This is a genomic window from Taylorella equigenitalis ATCC 35865 (assembly GCF_000276685.1).
Classification (GTDB): Bacteria; Pseudomonadota; Gammaproteobacteria; order Burkholderiales; family Burkholderiaceae_B; genus Taylorella; species Taylorella equigenitalis.
Genome location: NC_018108.1, coordinates 728,249 through 750,897, shown reverse-complemented (window position 1 = coordinate 750,897; position 22,649 = coordinate 728,249). Strand labels below are relative to the sequence as shown.

At 34.5% G+C, this 22,649-nt stretch carries 16 protein-coding genes; 7 read left to right on the top strand and 9 right to left on the bottom strand.

The window, feature by feature from the left end; all coding sequences use genetic code 11:
* Positions 1–234 precede the first annotated feature (234 nt).
* Positions 235–1,974, top strand: a complete 1,740-nt coding sequence (locus tag KUI_RS03460) for an ABC transporter ATP-binding protein (RefSeq protein WP_013522458.1) — start codon at positions 235–237, stop codon at positions 1,972–1,974.
* Positions 1,974–3,695 (top strand): ABC transporter ATP-binding protein, encoded by a 1,722-nt coding sequence (locus KUI_RS03455; protein WP_014840320.1) that lies wholly within the window; start codon positions 1,974–1,976, stop codon positions 3,693–3,695. The genes KUI_RS03460 and KUI_RS03455 overlap by 1 nt, the downstream gene beginning before the upstream one ends.
* A 123-nt stretch (positions 3,696–3,818) precedes the next feature.
* Here the strand turns inward: KUI_RS03455 and KUI_RS03450 are convergent, their stop codons facing one another.
* The 3 genes from KUI_RS03450 to KUI_RS03440 form a co-directional block, all read right to left on the bottom strand.
* Positions 3,819–5,153 (bottom strand): surface lipoprotein assembly modifier, encoded by a 1,335-nt coding sequence (locus KUI_RS03450; protein WP_225973601.1) that lies wholly within the window; start codon positions 5,151–5,153, stop codon positions 3,819–3,821.
* Between the two features lie 222 nt (positions 5,154–5,375).
* Entirely contained in the window at positions 5,376–6,290 is a 915-nt protein-coding gene (locus KUI_RS03445) for a Slam-dependent surface lipoprotein (protein WP_225972112.1), read from the bottom strand.
* Between the two features lie 45 nt (positions 6,291–6,335).
* Positions 6,336–9,965: a TonB-dependent receptor domain-containing protein gene (locus tag KUI_RS03440; RefSeq protein ID WP_014840317.1), complete on the bottom strand. Its 3,630-nt coding sequence runs from the start codon at positions 9,963–9,965 to the stop codon at positions 6,336–6,338.
* A 242-nt stretch (positions 9,966–10,207) separates the two neighbouring features.
* On the opposite strand from KUI_RS03440, the gene KUI_RS03435 reads away from it, so the two are divergent.
* The 4 genes from KUI_RS03435 to KUI_RS03420 are packed head-to-tail and all read left to right on the top strand — an operon-like array spanning position 10,208 to position 13,885.
* Positions 10,208–11,191, top strand: coding sequence for an ABC transporter substrate-binding protein (locus tag KUI_RS03435; protein ID WP_013522452.1), 984 nt, complete (start codon positions 10,208–10,210; stop codon positions 11,189–11,191).
* 6 nt (positions 11,192–11,197) lie between these two features.
* Positions 11,198–11,995, top strand: coding sequence for an ABC transporter permease (locus KUI_RS03430; RefSeq protein ID WP_013522451.1), 798 nt, complete (start codon positions 11,198–11,200; stop codon positions 11,993–11,995).
* Entirely contained in the window at positions 11,995–12,726 is a 732-nt protein-coding gene (locus KUI_RS03425) for an ABC transporter ATP-binding protein (RefSeq protein ID WP_014840315.1), read from the top strand. The genes KUI_RS03430 and KUI_RS03425 overlap by 1 nt, the downstream gene beginning before the upstream one ends.
* A complete protein-coding gene (locus KUI_RS03420; protein ID WP_013522449.1) occupies positions 12,719–13,885 on the top strand; it encodes an NnrS family protein in 1,167 nt (388 codons plus the stop codon). The genes KUI_RS03425 and KUI_RS03420 overlap by 8 nt, the downstream gene beginning before the upstream one ends.
* Positions 13,886–14,093: 208 nt before the next feature.
* Here the strand turns inward: KUI_RS03420 and KUI_RS03415 are convergent, their stop codons facing one another.
* The 4 genes from KUI_RS03415 to KUI_RS03400 form a co-directional block, all read right to left on the bottom strand.
* A complete protein-coding gene (locus tag KUI_RS03415) occupies positions 14,094–15,284 on the bottom strand; it encodes an MFS transporter (RefSeq protein WP_013522448.1) in 1,191 nt (396 codons plus the stop codon).
* A 134-nt stretch (positions 15,285–15,418) separates the two neighbouring features.
* Entirely contained in the window at positions 15,419–15,940 is a 522-nt protein-coding gene (locus tag KUI_RS03410; protein WP_013522447.1) for a cysteine hydrolase family protein, read from the bottom strand.
* Positions 15,941–15,994: 54 nt separating this feature from the next.
* The gene (locus tag KUI_RS03405; RefSeq protein WP_014840314.1) at positions 15,995–17,629 is read right to left on the bottom strand and encodes an ABC transporter substrate-binding protein; all 1,635 of its coding nucleotides are present in this window, start codon (positions 17,627–17,629) and stop codon (positions 15,995–15,997) included.
* A 78-nt stretch (positions 17,630–17,707) separates the two neighbouring features.
* Positions 17,708–19,204 carry an AbgT family transporter gene (locus KUI_RS03400; RefSeq protein ID WP_014840313.1) on the bottom strand — a complete coding sequence of 499 codons (1,497 nt, stop codon included), beginning with the start codon at positions 19,202–19,204 and terminating at the stop codon, positions 17,708–17,710.
* Between the two features lie 544 nt (positions 19,205–19,748).
* On the opposite strand from KUI_RS03400, the gene KUI_RS03390 reads away from it, so the two are divergent.
* Complete coding sequence (locus KUI_RS03390; RefSeq protein ID WP_174263867.1) at positions 19,749–21,230, top strand: sodium:solute symporter family protein; 1,482 nt, start codon at positions 19,749–19,751, stop codon at positions 21,228–21,230.
* A 126-nt stretch (positions 21,231–21,356) separates the two neighbouring features.
* Here KUI_RS03390 and KUI_RS08345 read toward each other — a convergent pair whose 3' ends face one another.
* Both KUI_RS08345 and KUI_RS08340 read right to left on the bottom strand, forming a co-directional pair.
* Positions 21,357–21,509: a hypothetical protein gene (locus KUI_RS08345; protein WP_202946564.1), complete on the bottom strand. Its 153-nt coding sequence runs from the start codon at positions 21,507–21,509 to the stop codon at positions 21,357–21,359.
* A gap of 132 nt (positions 21,510–21,641) precedes the next feature.
* A complete protein-coding gene (locus tag KUI_RS08340) occupies positions 21,642–22,157 on the bottom strand; it encodes a KilA-N domain-containing protein (protein ID WP_258521751.1) in 516 nt (171 codons plus the stop codon).
* Positions 22,158–22,649 lie beyond the last annotated feature (492 nt).

Below are 22,649 nucleotides of genomic sequence, written 5' to 3'. Positions count from 1 at the left end.
TACAGTCGCATATAAATTTAAAACTTATCCACCAAAACCTACTCATACCGATTAATAAGAAATAATACAATCTCAAGCTCTCATTTATCCCTCTGTTAATACGCATCAAATATACAACTCAATAACTTAAGTCATGTACATTTGAATTATTTGCTATAATGAGAATGATTATCATTTTCATTTAAATCACTATTACCCTACTTTTAGAAAGCAGGATGGATTAAAAGGACAAAAATGGGTATTTACAAAAGGCTGATTGGATACGTTCAAGAATATAAATTATTTCTCTATATCTCTATCTTTTTATCTATTCTCTCTGCATGTATAACGGTTATTGGATATTTATATATTTATAAATTCCTAGACTCAGTTATTATTCATTCAGAATATAGTGTTGCACAAACATATGCCATCTATTTTTTAATTGCCCTTGTTATTGCTGGATTTACGTATTTTGGTTCTGGTTTTTATTCACATAAACTAGGGTTTAGACTTGAGTCCAATCTTCGCAAAAAGGGGTTGGAAAATTTAACTGATGCTAGTTTTAGATTTTTTGACTTGAACCCATCTGGAACAATTAGGAAAACTATCGACGATAACGCTAGTAATACTCACAATGCTGTTGCCCATCTAATTCCTGACACATCTCAAGCTTTACTCATTCCTATATCAAGCATAGTTTTGGCTTTTTATGTAAGCCTTGAAACTGGATTAGTAATTCTAGGTTTAACTATTACTATCGGATTATTACTCAAATTTATGATGGGTGACGGACATTTCATGAAACTATACCAAGACTCCCTTCAAAAAATGAGTGCTGAAACCACTGAATTCGTTCGTGGTATACCTGTTATTAAAATATTTTCTGTTCAACTAGATACACTTAAGGATTTACATAAATCAATAACTGATTATTCAAATTATGCATATAGCTACTCAGAAAGTTGCAAAACTCCTTATACAGTCTATCAACTTATATTAATGGGTTTAGTAGCAATTTTAATTATTCCCATATCTATATTTATTGATGATATTTCAAACCCTCTTCAAATTGCTGTTGATTTAATAATGATCACATTTCTAAGTGGTGTGATCATGGTCTCTTTTATGAAAATCATGTGGATGAACATGCATCTGTTCAACGCAAAATTTGCCCTTGATTCTCTTGAAAATCTATTTGTAGGTATGAATAGTGACAAACTTACTTACGGTATAGAGACCGAATTTTCAAATTACGATATTGAAATGCAAGACGTAAGTTTTTCTTATAACGAAAATAAAGTTATTGAAAATTTATCTTTTAAATTTGAAGAAGGAAAAAAATACGCATTAATTGGACATTCTGGCTCTGGTAAATCAACGATAGCAAAACTACTGTCAGGGTTTTATAAAGTCGACAGTGGTGTTATAAAAATAGGCGGAAAACCTCTTGAATCCTACACAAAAGAAGCTATTGCTAACGCTATCACTTTTGTATTTCAAAATAGTAAGCTTTTTAAAATTTCAATTTACGATAACGTGGCGCTTGCAGATAAAAACGCATCACATGAAGAAGTAATGCAAGCCCTTAGCCAAGCAGGTTGCGATGTAATTCTCGATAAATTCATCCAAAGAGAAAACACAATCATAGGGGCCAAAGGGGTGTATTTATCTGGTGGAGAAATTCAACGAATATCTATTGCACGTGCAATACTTAAAAAAGCAAAAATCGTCATACTTGATGAAGCTTGTGCAAGTATTGATGCGGATAACGAACACGAGTTACAGATAGCATATAAAAATCTTATGAAAGATAAAACTGTAATTATGATTGCCCACAGACTCTCAAGCATTAAATCTGTTGATGAAATTATCGTTTTAGAAAATGGAAAAATAATCGAAACAGGAAACCATAATAAACTTTCAGAAAAAGATAGTAAATACAATTTCCTTCAAAACCTATATAGTAGTGCGAACAAATGGAGGGTTAAATAATGAAAAACTATGTTAAAGACCTATTTGCCCTTACAGATAACGGTGCTAGGGACACTATAAAAGCAACCCTTTCAAGTTTATGGGTATATTTTATAAATATGGTTCCCCCTACTCTCTTATTGTTCTTGATGGATGAACTGTTACTTCAAAATATTAAAAACCCACTCTTATATATATCTATATCCATAATTACACTTATAGTGATGTGGTATTTGTTAAAGCTAGAATATACGCGATCATTTAATGCTACATACAAGGAAAGTGCTAGTCTGAGATTAAATATAGCGGACACCCTTAGAAAATTACCTTTGTCATATTTTTCTAAACATAATCTATCGGATCTCGCTCAAACAATCATGACAGATGTAGCAGCTATTGAACATGCTTTAAGTCATTCCATCCCTAAAATGCTTGCAATGACTATATTCTTCCCTATTATTTTAATTTTATCGATATTAGGTAATCTTATATTAGGGTTGGCTGTTATGGTTCCTACAATCCTAAGTGTAATATTACTTTTTATCTCTAAGAAAAATTTCAAAACACGAAGCGTACTACTATTTAGCACATTAAGAGATATATCAGACTCCTATCAAGAATCTATAGAACTTCAAAAAGAAATCGCAAGTTTTAATCTCCAAAACGAAAACAAAAGGAAGATTAATGGATTATTAGAATCCAGTGAAAATATCCGACTTTCAAATGAAAGTCTAGTCATTCTTATTGTTTCATTATCAGATTTTCTTTCTATAACTTCTATTGGCCTTGTATTAGTAATAGGTATTAATCATCTGATAAACGGTCAAATTAATATTCTATATCTACTTGGTTATCTTTTACTTGCAATTAAAATGCGAGATTTAGTTGCAGTATCCAAAGAAGGAATACTTGAAACCTTTCATATTTCATCTTCTATTGAGAGGATTAAAGAAATCCAAAACATCCCTCATCAAACTGGCAATGATATTGAATTAAAAACGTTTGATATTGAATTTAAAAACGTTTCCTTCTCCTATAGTGAAGATACTAAAGTTCTAGATAACATATCCTTTACCGCAAAACAAAACGAAGTTACCGCACTTGTAGGTACAAGTGGATCAGGTAAAACCAGTATATTTAGAATCATTTCTAGACTTTATGACCACAATAGTGGCGAAATTCTTGTAGGTGGCGTAAATATAAAAGAAATTTCTACTCAGTCATTATTTAACTATATATCTATGGTATTTCAAGACGTTACCTTATTTGATTTATCGGTAATGGACAATATTCGCATAGGCAAAATTGATGCTAGTGATGAAGAAGTTATAAAAGCAGCACAATTAGCTAATTGCATGGATTTTATTGAAAAACTACCAGATGGATTTAACACTAAAATTGGAGAAAATGGTGCCGAACTATCTGGAGGCGAAAGACAACGACTATCCATAGCAAGGGCATTTTTGAAAAATGCACCTATATTGCTTTTAGATGAAATTGCATCAAGTCTTGATGTGGACAATGAAAAGAAAATCCAAGAATCTCTAAATAAACTTATAGAAAATAAGACTGTATTAATAATCTCACACAGACTAAAATCCATACAAAATGTCGACAAAATCGTAGTTATCAATGATGGCAATGTAGAACGTATAGGCAAACATGATGACTTAATTTCCTCATCGCCAAGCTATAACAATCTTATAGTTAAATCTAAATTGACTGAAGAATTTGTTTACTAGATACTATTTATGTGTGAAACACGTAGTGTGAATTGGGTGAATTATGATGTCACCCAATTTTTTAAATATTCCTTTTTACGTATTAAACATACAAATATATGTAACTAATTTATTTAGTTTTATTTAAAAACTATAGTTTAAATTTAAACTAATTTCCCTTTGCGTATAGATATAAAAATCAATATTGCTTTTATTTTGTATGTATTTAAACCTTAATTCTGGCACTACACCTTTAAATGAAATTTTAGGCAAACCTATACTTAAGATTGCAATTTTAGTATTATCATGTCTTGGTTCAATTGACAGAAAATTTGCCACATCATTTTTAGTGTCTCGATACATAGCCAATGCATGCAAATAGACACCTGATGATAAGTATTTATAAGCTCCGATTCTTATAGATTGCTCTTTACTGCTGGAATAATTAGTTAAATAAAGATTACGATAAAAATCAAAATTTGTATAAAGAAATGTATTTTTACTAGGTTCAAATACAAGCCCTAATCCCACATTAACTTGTTTATAATCTTCAAAATACTTTTTGTTTTCTCCCTCGTAATTAATCCATTTAAAAGAGAAATTGCTGTTCAGATTTAAACGACGTGATAATTGAATTTCAGTATTTAAATTAATGCTTGGCGATTGATAATAAGTAGATTTGTTTTTGTGCAATATTTCAAATTCTGGATAAAGCATTATTTTCTTAACGCTGTCCCTATAAATATAAGATATTTTTGCAGAGGAAGAGAAATTACTATAGTCCGTTAAAAATAAGGCTTTAGAATCTGTCTTAGAATACTTAGCTCCCTGAAATCTTGCTGATATTTCCAAGTCATTATTATCAGACAAGGCATATCTTTTGGATAAGTCAAAATTTAAACCCAAATATGATGAACCTATGGGGGGAGGTAAATTTCTATAAATAACACAGGTGTCCATAAAATTAAACACACACTGTCTTATACCATTACCTTGGTTAATATTAGAATCATAACCAATAGACAACCCAATATTACCTTGCCATTTATACTGGGAATTAATGGCTGATTGGTATTCATTAATCAACCCCTTCGTATAATTCGGTAATTCATAACTTTGAGCTAATGAATTAAATATTTTCTTAGATTGTCTATTGTTGTAGTCTTCAAAATAAAGTCTTGCTAACTCAAGTTGAACCCTCAAATCCTCCTTATTAATATCATATGCCCTTTGCATATGAGTTAAGGCTTTATTAATATATCCCCGGCTACGTTCCAACAACCCCTGTGCCATATAAACCAGTTGTTTCTGATGGTTTGGCAATGTCTGATATATTTCTATTAATTCCGATAAATCGCCCCAAAGATTTGCATTAATCGCATGATAAATAGCTAATCTTAAATCATGTTCGGTATGTGGAACTAAGTAAGTAGAACCATTAATTGTTATATAGGTTGCGTTTTGTGTTTGAGAAATCAATGATGTATCCAAAAGCGAATTTTCATTTGTATTGGATATAAAGTTTTTAGTTTGGACGTTAAAATCATTTGAAATCTCGTTGTGAGTTTCAATTGATTGGCAATTTATACTGATTACATATAAAGTACAGTAAAGAAAAAACTTGGATTTCATTGAAACAAATCACATAATAAAAGTAGCATCCCAAATCTATGGAATGCTACCAATCATAGGTTAACTAACTTATTTTTTAGTCCCACCAAACGCAACGTCATCTACATTAGTGGTCGTATTCATTGTGGCAAAACCAGCCATAGCAGAAGCACCTTTGCCGTAAAAGCGACCTTCTACTTTAGATACTCCATTATTGAAGGTACCTTTTGAATTATCGATTTGAACTCCAGTAAAATCAACATCAGGCGATCCTGCCCTTGTTAATTTTCCAGACATTGAACCAGTGGAACCATTACCAAAATTAGCGGTTATCTCTCCTCTGTAGAAATCATCTTTACCAGGAGTATGTTGATTTACCCCAAGGACATCATATTTTGCAGTTGCTAGACCAGTAGTTTTACCTGTTTCATCTTTACCTACATACCATACAGTATGATCTTCATTATTAAGATTAAGGTCTGTACTTGAACCTTGAGTAGGTGTACCAGAACGTGGACCCCATTCGCCAAAATATACACTCGTATCACTTGGAAGATTTGGGACCTTACCTATTACTAGACCACCAAATTTTGGTGCAAATGTCACTTTAGGATCAGCTATTTGACGTACACTGTAAAACTCAGTATCTTTATCTGCTGGCTTTTCAAACCAAACTTGCCCTAAAGGATCCTTGATAAACCAACCTATTACAGGGATAACATCAGAGGCCGTAAGCTTAACATCAGTAGTAGCAGCGTTAGGACCACTAATTATAGGTGTTTGATTATATTTTTTGCCTATGTGTTTAATTGGACCATCCTCAAGATTAATTGATATGTTGGTTCCTTTTATTTGGATACCAGGTTTACCAGCACCAAAAGGTTTTGCAGTTGAAGGTCCAGGTTTAATTTTACTGCGATCATTGGAATTTCCTAATACACCTGCATACGTAATTGAAGAATAAGTAGCAGAAGCTACTAATAAAAATTTTAATAAATTTTTCATAAAAATATCCTTATAAAAAAACAAAAATTGGCAAAACGCCCTACATTAAAACCTAGCTTTTAGGCCAAGTTTAAATGTTCTTCCAGGACCAGGTACTGGAACCGTAGACATAGGATCCAAATAGTATCTATCCGTAATATTAGTTACACCAAGATTCAACTCTAAATTTTCAATTGGCTTGTATTTAGCGTAAAAATCCATTGTTAATTCTGATTTCCAGTGATATGGTCTCTGACTCCAGTTATATACATCTATACCTGTAGATTTGACAAAATCGTCATATTTTCTTAAGTCAACATTGCTGTGATATATACCACGCAAACCCATTTCAAGTTTCTCTTTAAATAATCTAGTTCCTACTTCAAAATTTAATGAGTATTTGGGTTGCAATGCTTGATAGAATTTCGTTGCACCAAAACCTCCTTCAAAACATTCGGGTACTTTACCTTGCATATTAATTAAAAGAGATACCTTAGAGTCACACATCAATTGCTTAGTTCTATAACTTAAACCTAAAGAACCAAAAACAGTACCAGCATCAAATCTAGTCAACAATTCGAAGCCTTTAGTTATTTTTTTTTCAAATTGAACAACCCTACGATTCTCAAGAGTATCTATTACATTTTCAATAGTATTACTAAAGTAGGTAAGCCTAATATCGGCTTGTCTTAGTGAGGGTGATAGATTAGAAAAGTCGTACGAGGCACCAAATTCGTAGTTGATGCTCTTTTCTGGATCCAATCTCATGTTAATATCAGTTATATTATTATCAATATATCCTACGAAAGATGTCCCAGAAATTTCATATAAACTTGGAAATCTGTGAGAAATGGAATATCTAGTAAAGAGCTTAAATCTGTCAGTTGTATCAAAAGTCAATGCAATCATAGGAGAGATTGCGGTCCCCTTCCATTTACCTGGCGGTGCAAATAATGTTTCATAATCATCGGGATTGATTTTTGTCACATATGTAAATTTTGCCCCAGGACAAGCATAACCCGAAAAATCCGTTTCTCTAGTCCCAACACAATAATAATGTTCTCCACGTTTGTTATAACGTTCTAGTGATCCAGAGAATTCAGATTCTTCATCTATACCATCTCTTGATATAAATCTTTTTTTTCCTGCAGACTTCTCACTTAAATCGTAAGCAATATCACCATACGAATAACTGTCATAAATAGCTTGGTAAAACCTCCACCAGTGTTTGCCTTCTAAACTATTTAGAAATTTTGTATTAGCAAATTCTCCATAATACCTTCGAAATTCCCCGTCAATCCAACTTAAATTACTCACTTCCTCATTAAGTTTAGAATCCGAAAAGGCAATATAATTGTTAAAACCTGGTCTTAATTGCGGTAAATTATTTTTAATATCAAAGACTGTGTATTTAGTTTTATAAAATACGTAATTATCCTCATCAAATCTATAATATATTGAATCTTCGTCTTTATTTTTTTTCTTAAAATTATTAGAATATGGAACAACCTCGGCAAAATCGTGTCCGTATTTTCTATAAAAGTTTTTAGCCCTTTCAATATATCTTTCATACCCTTGTTTTGCTTCTGAAGTATTTAAAGGCACATCTACATATTTATAATTTTCCTTTATCAGTGCCTTAATTTCGTCGTGTTCTTCTTTTGAAGTGACCAACTCATAATATGGAATTACCACGTGGTTTAGAATTTGGTTTATAGGGAATGTAGCAATAGGATTACCATTTTCATCTCTTTTCCAATCTGTACCTTCATCATTTTTCTCATATTGCCCAGGGGTGATAGCGTATAAAGGATTTCTTTTTTCTCTTTCTTTTTTTAAGGTAATATCTTCGGCCTCGTATCCATGAATTCGAACACCAGCTTCAATTTTTAATCTTTCAATAGGTTTGTAATTTAATGCAAGATTAACGCCCCATTCACTTCTTTTTCCTTCTCTAGGACCACCCAATTTAGTTAAAGAGGTTATCATGCCAACAACATTAAACATGTCACCGCTATTTACTATGTTATTTTTTTCATCGACATATTCTCTTTGATAATCTACTCCCACGAGCAGTTGTAACTTATCATTAAAAGTCGCAACGTTACTTATATCAAATCCATTTCTAGTAACTTCTGTGTGCTGTTTGGCCCCAGATAAAACGTTAAATTTTCCATTTACATTTGGGTTTCTTTTTAACATTTCATCTACGGTGGTATTTTCGTTTATATCTGGATAATTTGGAATCTCGTCAGAACACTTAGAATAATTGCCCCATATAACCACTTCTTCTTTTTTTTTGATATGACATGTGTACCAAAAATCCCACTCTGAATCCATAATACCAGTAGCTAAAGAAAACCCTCCGCTTTGATGGCGATTACTTTTAGTTTTTAACCGCCACAAATTAGCTTTAAGGTCTATATATGGATTATTTTGAGGCTTCCATGAATAACTCAGTTTATACAAATCTGTTTTTACATCAGAAACCAAATTTTGCACTTGAAAAGGTGCATCACCCCCTTTAAATGTGTAATCATCTTGCTCAGTGTAATTGAGTATCCACATTGAATAAATAGGATTTATCTCACCAAACTTAACGTCAGTTCTCATGAATTGAAAACCCAATTTTTGATCGTTTGGTAGATACCAATTATTTTTAATTAATAAACTTTCAGTTGATGTATTAGAATTTAGCACTTCAAGACCAGGTTTAAACTGTTTAGCTATGTTTGGTATAAATGTTGAAGAAAGCTTAGTTTCAATTGGTTTTTCTGGTTCCCAGTTATATAGTGGATTATTTAAATATCTATCACCTCCTTTTCTACCAGAGAAGTAGTTCCCTTTTTCTCTATATCCATAAGCTGCAAGCACATCAAACATTTTGTTCTTAAAAGCACCTGCAACAAAAAGGTTATAGTCATTTTTAAATTTAAATAATTTATCATTTTCTTTCTTATTTGGCTGAAAGACTTCATTACCCTCAGAATCAATAACAACGGGGATAATTGCATGCAAGTTATCTGCATCTGGGAGGAAAACACCACCAGAAACAGCACCTAGTGTTCTATAGTCTTTTCCAAGCATCTCCTCTAGTCTAGTTCTAGGTTGATTGGCGTTATTTGCACCTTCTAAAGAAAATTGAAATCCCCAATTTTTATTACCCTTGATAATATCATCAGCTTCTATAGTTCTAAATGATATACCACCCCCAACGCCTGTCTTTAGACCTCTAGTTAAGCCAGGACTTTTTTCTACGGCAATACTTCTTATCATTGAAGGATCTATATAGTTTCTATCAGCAATCCCATAGTTATTTAGCCACACATCAACTGTTTGTTCTGTACCATCTATAGTTACTGGAATTCTACCCTTTCCTGCAACCCCACGAATATTTGGTGAAATAGCTGATCCAGCTGTACGTGTGGACATGTTATAAACACCATTTAATCCTTTTAATAGATCACCAGTTGCATTAACTCGATAATTTTCTATTTCTCCTCTAGTCATATAAAGGTTAGACACGCTTTTGTTAAATTCGTCGAACTTTCCTCTTTCATCCACAGTTATGGGATCAGCTATGACTTCTACGTTTTTTAGTGCGACATCTTTTTCTTGAGCAACTATAGGGTTAACAAAAGTTATATTAGATATCAAAAGATAAAGTACCGATAATTTTCTTTGTTTTATTTTCATTTTTAAGAGTGAGTAAAATAAGTTACGATTCATTACATAGTAAATGATAATTATTATCATTTTCAATTAACTTCGTGTCATTAATCTGTGCAATTTTTGGATTCACATTCAAGATTGGCTATTCATCAACTCAAATAAAACCCTAAAGGTTTTATGGGTTTGTGTGATTTTTTTGTAAATTATTTGACTTTGAAACAAGAGAAATTGAAAATAATAATCATTATCAATAGGGAGAGATGAATATGAATCGACGCTCAATGTTAAAAATGCTATCACTCATACCTTTTATGGTTAAGAATCCTGAAGTTTTAGCACAAGCTATAAAAAATCCAGCATTGGGACAGACAACTCTCTACGGCCCCCCTGCTATGCCTACCCTGTTGCTTGGTGTGGTACAAAAATATGGGGATTTAAAAGATAAATATGAGATAGAAGCCGAAATTTGGAGAACTGTTGATGTACTTAGAGCAGGAATTGTTAATCAATCAATTAATTTAAGTATTGTTCCAAGTTATGTGGCAGCTAATTTCTCAAATAGAGGAATTCCCGTTAAATTAATAAATATTATGACTTTTGGTCTTGTGCAAATTGTTGGACGAGGTGGCAATTTAAATAACTTATCTGAAATTGAAGGAAAAAAGCTAGTTATTCCTTTCAAAAATGATATGCCTGATCTAATTTTCCAAGCATTATGCTCAAAATTGAATATTGACCTTAATTCCATTGAAATCACCTACACTAGCACCCCTCCTGAAGCTATGAGTCTATTTTTAAAGGAAATAGTAGATTTTGCTATATTACCCGAACCCTTAGCTAGTATGGCTACCGTTAAGGGCGGTAGTGATGTTTCTAGAGTTCTAGATATAAATAAACTTTGGACACAAACTATGGGAGTTAGTGGAGGCATCCCACAAGCAGGATTAATGGTTACAGAATCCTTTTACAAATCATATCCAGAATTTGTAAATACACTTCAAAGTGACATAGAAAAAGCCGTGATTTGGGCACAATCAGAAGATCATAAGAGTGAGGCTATATCAATAGGGTCTTCTTTATTAAAAATTCCAAGTCCTGCAATTAAAAGAGCATTGCCATACGCAAACTTAGTGGCTATAAAAGCCGAAACTATCAGCAAAGATATTATGGTTTTTTTTGAAGAATTATATAAATTAAATCCAAAAATTCTTGGAGGTCAAATGCCATCAGAGAGTCTATTTTCTATTTAGCAAAAAATGATTCTCGAAGACGGTCGTCCTATTAAAAGAGGTAGATTATCTGAAATATTGTTTTTCTTATGGAGTGCTTTTAGTTCCGCAGCGATAATTGCTCTATTTTGTGCTTTATGGCAAATAGCATCAATTGCTTTAGGTGACTTAGTACTACCAGAACCCCTTTCGGTTTTTCGAGAAGCTATAGAAATTGTTAAAAACTATTCAGTTCATGATGTACACATAACTATTTTTAGATCGATTATTGGAATAACAGCATCAATCTTTATCGGAATGACACTTGGACTTATTGCTGGATCGTACAAAACCATAGCGATAATGTTTAAACCAGTAATAAGCATATTGCTTGGTATGCCACCTATTATATGGGTTGTATTAGCATTGTTTTGGTTTGGATTAGGTTCCACAAGTACTATTTTCACTACAATAGTTACGGTTATCCCTCTAACGTTTGCCTCCGCCATGCGTGGGATGATGACACTGGATAACAATCTAAAAGAGATGTTTCAGGTTTACAAAATACCCTGTTACAGAACAATAAAAAATCTTTATATTCCTCATCTTCTAAATTTTGTTCTTCCTGCAATTACTGTAGCTGTTGGTATGGGGATTAAGATTACGATTATGGCGGAGCTTTTAGGAGCAAACCAGGGCATTGGAGCTCAGATTGCAAGTGCTCGTGCCATGCTTGAAACTCAAACTGTCCTGGCTTTTGTTATTTTAATTCTAGCAATGATTTTTATTATTGAGTACCTAATAGTTGAACCGCTTCGCATCTTATTGATGCCTTGGGAGAAATGATGAAACCATCATCAAGTACTTGTGAAAAATTTAAACTTGAAATAAAAAATCTAAATCATAGCCTAATGGGTCAGGAAGTAATAAATCTATTTTCAATGAAAATAAAAAAAGGTGAAATTGCCTGTCTGTATGGACCTTCGGGCTGCGGAAAAACCACTATTTTACGTATTATTGCAGGTCTAATTGATTGCGATAGTGGACACATTTATAGAAATACAAAAGTATGCTCTTACCTATTTCAAGAACATAGATTACTCCAATGGAGAACAGTGCTTGATAATGTACTCTTAGTCACGAAAAACCCAAAAGATCCACAGAATATAGAACGTGCCAAAGCACTACTTAGAAAATTACATCTTACTCAGAAAGATTTAGAAAAATATCCTTCTGAATTATCTGGTGGAATGAAGCAACGCACATCCATTGCCAGAGCACTTATAGGTAATCCAGATCTACTTCTTTTAGATGAACCTTTTACCGCTTTAGACTACGAGCTAAAACTAGAGTTGTATGAGTTTTTGCATGAGTATGTTAAAGATGACTGTGCAATCGTAATGGTTTCGCATGACAGATTTGAATCTCTTAAATTAGCAAATACTATTTACTTATTAAAAGATAAGCCAACATCATGTAGGCAAATTCTTAATATCGAAACACCATATTCTCAAAGAGACGAAAGCTTTATTAATAAATACTTAAAAGAAAGTTTTTGGAGTGCTTATCATGATTAGCATTTTGAAAGATTGGATTCGTAACCCTTTCCGATTTTATTTTCTAGTAGCTAGTTTTATCATCATTCCTATTTCTTGTACTTGGCTAATGATTGGAGAAGGCTTCTGGTTATGGATTTCTGATCCTATCTCATTTCACAGTTGGGGATTTATAAACGTTTTTGGTACGGCTGCTTTTGGTGGATTTTTATTTACTGCAGTACCTGAGTGGACACACTATACTAAGGACCTCAGCAAAATATGCCTCTTAAGCCTAATTGTCTGGTTATTAATAATCCTATGTGCTTTTATCGACACTAGCATCAGTGCGATTTTTGCATCGATTTTTTGGTTGCTTTTTACTTTATTTTCTATAAATTTAAGTATCAAGGCAAAAGACAATAGACACATTAATATTATCGTCTTATTAATAGTTTTATGTTTTTTGAATGCTTTTTACGCTTTTGAACCAAGTATTCTAATAATTAAACAATTAGCACATTCATACATTATTGCAGTATCTTTAGTTATCTTTAGAATAGGAAAGGCACTTGGTAGTAAGGCATTAGAATTATCAAAACTATCACATTGCAATTTCGTCCCAAATCCTTTTTATCGAAACATATCAGTTATATGTCTCTATTTATATATAGTGAGTAATCTAGCTGGAGAAAATCCAATGACGATTGCATGGATAAGCCTTGCAATTGGACTAGCAATTATTGGAAGGCTTAGAGATTGGCATTATTTTGTTCTTTTAAAACAGCCATTCGTACGATGGTACTATGTCACACTTTTGTGTATTGGCATCGGGTATTGCTGGCAGGGTTATACGGTATTACTTGGTGATGGAAACACCATTTATCCCTTTCATTTAATAATGATTGGAGGTTTCTTGATGATGGTTATGCAAGCTTTTAGTATTGCTGGTACTGTACATAGTAGCCTTGATTTACCATATCCAAATACAAGTAGAATAAGTTTATTTTTTATTTTGCTTGCAACTTTAAGCAGAGCATTTGCTGGAATAATTAGCAATAGATGGTCCTTAAATTACACATTTTTAGCATGGTATCTACCAGCCATATGCATATCACTAGCATTTATCATTTATATACCCGTATTTGCTAGAATATATACTAAATATCCAGCTCTTGCACCCAGCCCAATCGAGCGTTAATGAGTATAGTAAAGTTTTAACTTATTATGTGGACTGGTGCTTCACGCAAGAAGGCAATGCTTTCACTTCTGTATTCCCCTAATGCATCCCAATCAAGCAAATATGTCGTACTTATGAATCTATTGTTCTAGAAACCTTTTGGGCATAATACAATTCATGAGCAGCTAATTTATAAAAATCTTCTTCATCACACATGAAGCATCTTTCCCTATCGATATAACATATCTTTAAGCCACAAACAAATAGCCTGAATTAATGCTGGTATAGCAAGAACATAAAAAATATGCGATACGGAAAAATCCCAATCAACCAACTGAGCAACTAAGAACGAGCCTGCAATACCGCCGAATCTACCTATCCCAAGCATCCAAGAAACACCTGTAGTACGCCCTTCTGTCGGAAAAAACCCCGCAGCATATGCTGGCAATGAGCTCTGAGCCGTATTCATAAACACACCGGATATTAAAATCACAACTATTAACACCCATAGGTTCTGCTCAACCACAGCACCAATTAAAGCCACTCCAATGCATGCAAGCAAACATAGAATAGAAATCAAACGTGCTGGGTTCCATTTATCCATAAGCCACCCGCTTCCAATAGCCCCCAAAGTACCTATAGCAAACAAACCCGTAACAATAGAAGCAGTACCTTGAGACATATTGATCTCATGAAATAGTGTAGGCATCCAGTTAATCACCCCATAGAACAGAACAAGTCCCATAAAGTAAGTAATCCATAAAAGAATAGATCCAGCTATATATTCAGGAGATAAAACCACACGCACACCCCGAACTTCAATGTCTTTTTGCTCACGTATACGCATAAAATCATGTGATTCAGGAAGTAAAAACGTCATCAAGAAAACAAGTATAAGTGGCAATACCCCTCCGAACAACAATGTAGACTGCCATCCATAATTCGGAATTAGCCATGCAGCAATAAACCCTCCAATCGCAATACCAAGTGGAAACCCACAAAACATGGTGTTTACGATAAAAGATCGTTTTTCTGATGGTGCATACTCAGATAGGATCGTTACTGCATTAGGCATAGCAGCCCCTAAACCTATACCTGTGATAAATCGCAAAATCTCAAGTTCTCTCAATGATCCTGCGTAAGAAGAAACAATAGCCCCTATAGCAAAAATAGCTACAGAAACAATTAAGGTAATTTTGCGTCCAAAACGGTCAGCTACAGGTCCAAAAGACACCGCACCCAAAGCAAGCCCAAACAAAGCCGCACTTAAAACTGGTGCCAAAGCAGATTTTGCTAATCCCCATTCTGCCAATAAGCTAGGTGCAATATACCCAATCGCAGCCGTATCATATCCGTCGAAAAACGCAATGAAGAATGTAAGTAGAAACACACGAAGTTGGATAGGTGAAAGTTTTAGCATTAATTCTCCAAAGAACTATAAGCGAAAAAATTATAAAGAAATATTTATAAAAACAATAAATTACGTGTAAAAAACACTTAGAAATTAAGAAAAAAGCCCCTACAAATCTTCATCGATAAAGCACCCATTAAGAGTTACACAACTTCAATATGATTATGGCGTAATAAATCATAACACTTCACTTGCATCTCCTTATCAAAAGAATCAGTAGCCTTAGAATCAATAAAAATTCTACTTTCAGGACTTGCCGCTTTAACAATAATTGCATTACAAAAAACGCAAATAGTACTCACAAGTCCACATAACTCAATCTCATCGTAAAACCCGTGTTCTTGTATATAGTCAACCAAACACAAGGACCCAAATGCTGGCTTTTCGATACAGGTGTGCTTTTTAGATAATTCTCGAACTCGTCCATAAATCTGATGACCCTCAGAACCCTTAATAACATGAGGCACGGGCAACCACTTACCTTCCATTGTTTCTAAATAATTTGCCCCATGCGTATCAAGAGTAAATACAATATCGTATCCAGCAGCTTCATACTCTTTTATTTTATTGACGATAACTGGCTCTAGGATGGAAGCCCCTTCAAATCCAAGAGCACCATCCACAAAGTCCTTCTGAAAATCAACTACTACGAGTAATTTTTTCATTTGGGATCCTCCTAAATATAATCTCCCTATATTTAGTTTAATCCCAATGAGCGACTACTTTTTAATATAAAAGTTGCGTAAGAACAATACGTCCTGAGGATCCTTTCCTGTGTAACCACCTACAGTTGGTTTAACAAGACGGATATTTACTCGATTAAAAAATGGAATTGTCCCATAATCTTCAGCCAGCTGTGCCTCAGCGGCAGCATAAGCTTCAGCCCTCCCCTTCGCAGTGCTTGACTTGTACGACTCATTAAACTTGCTATCATAAGCCTCACTCATATAGAAAGCTGTATTATTACTAGAGTCTGAAAGAAAATAACTGCCAAAGGTTGACGCCTGATTATAATCAGCTGTCCATCCCGCTCTGGCAATGTCATATTTTTTCTCACGCAAAGTATTTAAATACGTCTTCCACTCTTGACTTTGTAATTTAATATCCAAAATACCATCAGTGTTTTTCTTCCAAATAGATTGAACCGCAACAGCAATTTTCTTGTTTTCATCGTTTGTGAAATAAAGAACGGTTAACTTCAATGGATTTGACTTGCTGTAACCAGCCTCATTAAGTAATTTCACAGCTTCAGCATTTCTACTAGCCATATCCTGTTTAGAATACTCAGGTTGCTTAATTAACTCTCCGTCCGTAATATAAGGCGGTGTAAACACATACGTTGGAGTCTGCCCTTGAGCAAGTACCTTATCTGTTAGGATATTTCGGTCTAAGGATAAATTCAAAGCCTTACGTATGCGTACATCAGTCAAAGGAGACTTGGAATTATTAATTTGATACATATAAGTACCAAGCATACGGACAATTCTTAACTCATTAGGAAGTTCTCTTTTAAGTGTCTTGAACTGCTCTGGCGGAATTTGATAATTAGTAATCTGAAGGTCGCCTGCACGATAACGCAAAACATCAGTATTTGCACTTTCAATCGGCAAAAAAGTTGCCTTTTCAATAACAGTTTCTTTATCGTTCCAATATTTTTTATTACGTACAAAAACCATCTTTTCATTTACTACATGATCAGCTAATGCATAAGCCCCATTTACAGGGAAATCCTTTTGCTTAACCCAATCATCAGAGTACTTTTCTACAAATGATTTATTAACTGGCAATACAGCAAAATGCGTCATCATATCTACAAGATAAGGAATTGGACTGCTTAATGTAAATTCCAAAGTCCTATCATCTACCGCACGAACACCAAGCTCAGTAACAGGCTTTCTTGCAGCAATAACATCTTTTGCATTTTGAATTTGCAAATACTCTAAATAACTTGCATAGGGAGAGGCGGTTTTAGGATCTGCAAGCCTTCTAAATGAAAACTCAAAATCATAAGAGGTAACAGGTTCATCATTAGACCACTTCGCACCCTCACGCAAAGTAAAAGTCCATGTTTTGAAATCCTCTGAACTTTTCCATGACTCTGCAATGCCAGGGATTGCTTTACCCTCTTCATCCTTTGTCACAAGACCTTCAAAAAGCTGATACACAACTTCAGCTTCAGGATATCCTTCAATTTTATGAGGGTCGATACTCGTAGGCTCATTCCCGTTATTAATAGTAATTTCTTGCTTATCCGCAAGTTCAGTACCAACTGGGATAACAGCAGAATACGCAACAGACGTAAGCATAAATGAAGTAGAAAGAATTGAAAATGCTATTTTTAAATTTATTCTCAAATAAATCTCCAAAATAAAATAAATAATACTTGTTTTACAGTAGCAATAATATCCCTGAAAACTCAGGGGAAACACTAGCTATAAATGGGGCAATATACCTGGACCTAACTCCCATCCTAGCCCAACCCAAGCTAGAATCAGTATAGTCCAAAAGAAGAGAAATGCTATAGTAATTGGAAGCATAATAGATAGCAAAGAACCCATCCCAAGATCCTTTTTATATCTTTGCATGTATACGAGGCATACAGAGAAATAAGGACTCATAGGCGAGATAATGTTTGTAGAAGAGTCGCCGATTTTGTACATGGCCAATGTAAATGCGGGGTGATAGTCTACTAACATTAACATTGGGACAAAGATGGGAGCCATAAGTGACCACTGAGCTGAGCCACTACTTATGAAAATATTCAATAGTGCACTCATCAAAATAAAAGCAATCATCATTGAAAAGCCCGTAAACCCAGCCTCCTCGAGGAATATAGACCCTTGAATTGCAATATATTGCCCAAGATTGGACCACTTAAAGTAAGCGATAAATTGAGCAATAATAAAAAACAAGACAAGTGTAACTGCCATCTCTTTTACGGCATCTACCATAAGGGCTGGTATGTCTGCACTTTTCTTAATGCGACCAACTGTCCTACCGAAAGTGATACCAACGGTCATGAAAAACCCAAAAAGTATCGGTACGAATGACTTAAGAAATGGCGATGGAACAAGACCACCGTCGGGATTACGTAAAGGGGATGTCGAAGGCAGGAGTATTGCCACCATAATTGCGATATAGATTAAGGCAGCCCACATTGTTTTGCGAAGCCCCTTCTTTTCAAGATCACTTAATGCTATCACGGGCGTGATATGAATATTTGAATCAATTTTAAGGGTGCGATTCAAACGAGGCTCTATAAATTTATCGATAAGAATAGTACCAATGATAGCCAAAAGAACTACAGACGAAACTGCAAAAAAATAGTTATCAATAGGACTTACGTAAAAATTAGGGTCGATAAAACGGGAGGCTTCTGTAGTGATACCTGCAAAGCCTATATCACTTGTCGTAATGAGCACACTCACATCATAACCAGCACCAGAGGCTCCGTATGCAGCCGCCGCACCAGCAATGGGATGACGACCCAAGGAGTGATAAATCATAGCAACAAGTGGCACCAAAATAATATTTGCATCAGGTGCAATATTGCTTGAAATACCAATCACGAATACAGTAAATGTTAAGAGACGTTTTGGAACGCAACTAAAAATACTGTGTATCAAAATAGGAAGTAACCCTACTCGATCGGCCAAACCGAATCCGAACATAGCAATAATAATGATACCAAGAGGTGGGAATTTCACGAAATTCTCAACCATACTTGTAAACATAAATTGAATGCCCGAATCCGACAGAAGGCTTTTTATAGCAACTACCGCATTAGTCTTTGGATTTACGGCTGAGGCATCCATCTGAGCCATAAATGCCGTCGTAATAATTACAAAAATTGATAAATAGACGAAGAGGAAAAATGGATGAGGTAGTTTATTACCAGTTCTTTCAATGAAATTAAGAAATTTATTCATTCAATTAAGTTAAAAAAAATTAAGAAGTAAAAAAATAATTTCTAGTTAACAAAAAAGCCTACCCCTCTTTTTCAAGATTGATAGGACGAGATTTTAAAGTATTTAGAAACTTTGGAACCCCAAAAAATCGAGGTTCTACTTAATGTAAAAATTTATTTCTTAATTTAATTTCATCACTCTCTATTAATCACAGATTAGTCTTATATCTACACGAAACTTAAGAATCTGAAAATAGTAGATACAAATTGCTAGGTTTACCCCCATACAAATCAAATATACTTCGAAGAATTTATTTTGCTAATAAGAAAAATGAAAAAAATAGATAAATTCAATAGAACCTGGAAAATTATCTTTGGGATTGCTTATATTTTTATAATGCTTCCCTTCCCCTTCTTTTACAGCACAAAATACAACCCAGGTTGGTTCGGTGTCCCTACATTCGTATATGGATGGTTAATTTATGGCACATTCGTAATCTTACTCATAGCACTATACGCAAGTAAATTTCTAAAAAAATTCGGCCAAAATGATGAGGTAAGTGGCAATGATTGAGTCCCTCATCAACCCTATGCCACTTTCATTTTTCTTGATTATGGCAGTCTATTTCCTGCTTCTAGCCTTCATAGGTTATATAGCTGCAAAGCAAACTAAAGATTTAAAAGAGTATCTAATCATGGGAGGCAGAGCTGGTGCTATAGTTTCGGGCGTGGCCTATTTCGCCACTCAATATAGCTTCAGCACTTTTATGGGTGTACCTGCAATCGCTTATAGAGAGGGATTTGCAGGACTAAGTATATCAGTACCAGGCATTGCATTTTCTATGATTATTCCAGCACTTGTTGTCGGTATGAAAATATTGAAACTCTCTAAAAAGAATCAGTTCCTCACTATGACAGACTATCTAGCAGACAGATTTCAATCTAACGTAGTCCGCATTTCTCATGCACTAATGATAGTTGTTTTCCTCGTGGCTGTTATGGGTGCACAGATGGTTGGAGCTGGGGTTATTTTTAAAACATTTACAGGATTCCCTGAGTGGACGGGCGTAGTACTTACAGGCACAATAGTCATCCTCTACTGCATGTTTAGCGGTATGAGAGGAGCGATGCTAACCGACGTTTTACAAGGGTTGCTCATGGTTATCACTGCTATCGCAACTTTTATCATGTCTATTAGAATTGGCGGTGGCTTAGAAAACATCACGAAATCAATGCTAGAAACAAATAGCAAACTACTTTCGCACCCAGGTGCCGAAGGCGGATACGGTTACGGTGTCTACGTTTCGATGATACTTTTATGGAGCTTTTTTAGCATCGCACAACCCACACTATTTACTAAATTTTTCACTATGAAAAATTACGCAGTTATGTTTAAAGCAATACTGCTTGGAACAATTGGGATGTTTATATCCGCTACCCTTATTGAATGGTCAGGAGTCAATGCCTCCATTTCAATAACAGGCCTACGTGGCAATGAAGCCGATTTCATCGTCCCCATTTTGATTCAACAAAACTTCTCAAGTATCATCTCCTCAATATTAATCGCAGGCATAGTATCTGCTGGCATGTCAACTGTCTCAGCACTTATGGTGGTAGCCACAGGAAGCATCACAAGAGATATTTATCAAAACATAATCAACCCCAAATCTACTAACGAAAGGATTCTTAAGCTTTCAAGAATAATCACTATACTAATAGGACTAAGTGGAATAACAATTGGTATATGCAAACCATCAAGCATATTTGAAATAGTCAGATTTGCATTTGGAGGGATGGGCGTCTGGGCAATCGCCGTAATATTAGGAATGTACTGGAAACACACAACCACCGCAGGAATCCTAAGCGGAATATTCGTTGCAGAAATCTATTACATATACCTCAAAATAAACAAATTAGATGGCACAACACTTGCTCTTGGACTCGATTCACTAATAACATCATGGCTACTAGGAATGGCGGTAGCAATAACCGTAAGCCTATTCACCAAACCCGTAAACGATGAAGTGATCCAAAGACATTTTGAGTGATTTTTTGGGGACTGTTGAGGCGGGAGAAGTGGAACCTCCTTGAGAAAGCAGAGAACCCCTCCGAGGGGGCGGCTTTATAAAGTGGAAAGCCATATTTGGGGTAGCCATCTCATAGTTTATTCACATTTATCTCTTAGTCTTACCCTCTAAACTTTTAAGTCCTGTATAGTTTAGTTTTTCTAAGGATAGAAGTTGTGCTCTGGCAAATTTTCTAAGTTCTATCATTCTATCCTTTTGCCTCATACCTTTACTAATTAAAACAGCATTGTAGCTTTCCATATTGGCAAGTACCAATAACTCATTCAGGCTTGCATAATCTCGCATATTCCCTTTTAGTTCTGGATTTTCTTCTCGCCACTGTTTTGCCCTTTTATTGAATAGGGCAACATTTAATATATCTCCCTCACTTGCTTACTTATAGGATAATTGTTCACTTGTCAAATCGGATGGTAGATATTCCTTGATGGCATGTGTATGAATTTTGTAGTTAATCTTTGATATTTCTCGATTAAGATTCCAACCAAGAGATAATCTTGAATTTTCATCTGATTTAAGCCTCTTATAGTCTTGAATAATACATAGCTTAAATTCAGGAGATAGCCATGATGCAAATTCCATAGCTATATCATAATGGGCATATGTGCCACCATATCTTCCTGCCTTAGCGATAATTCCAATTGCTTTAGTAGAATCTATCCATTTTTGTGGAGTCATCGTAAATCTGTTAAGTCCTGATTCATTTCTAAACGTGTCGAATTGCACACGGTTAAAATTTTCGTTATTAAGAACTTCCCACAATCCTATAAACTCTAATGTATTTCTATTTCTCATCCAGTTTTGAATAACAAATCGTGGATCATCACTATTTCTATACTTTGCTATATCTGTAAGACTTATAAAGTCATTTTTAAAGTCCTGAGTATATATTTGGATTGAAAATCATTTTGCTTCAATAGTGTCCTTTTTCATCGTAGACATTTATAAAAACCTCCTATTGCTTATGTAATGTTTACAACAACTAACTTCATACTGTAGCTCTAAAGAGTACACAAACTATTAATTTTTTAGTTTTTAACTTTGGTAAAAGACCTAAAACCCGTTTATTTACAGAACCTTTTGCCTCTGTCATTATTATTACACGATCCTTTCGCAGGAATCCTAAGCGGAATTTTTATAGCCGAATCTATTACATATACCTCAAAATAAATAAATTAGAAGGTACAGCACTAGCCCTTGGCCACGATTCACTAATTACATCATGGCTACTAGAAATGGCGGTAGCAATAACCTCAAACCTATTCACCAAACCTGTCAAAAGCGAAGTCATCAAACGACATTTTGAGTTATTTTTGGGGACTGTTGAGGCGGAAGAAGAATGAGGAAAAGAAAGTAGTGGCTCCGAAGTGGTGAACTACCACT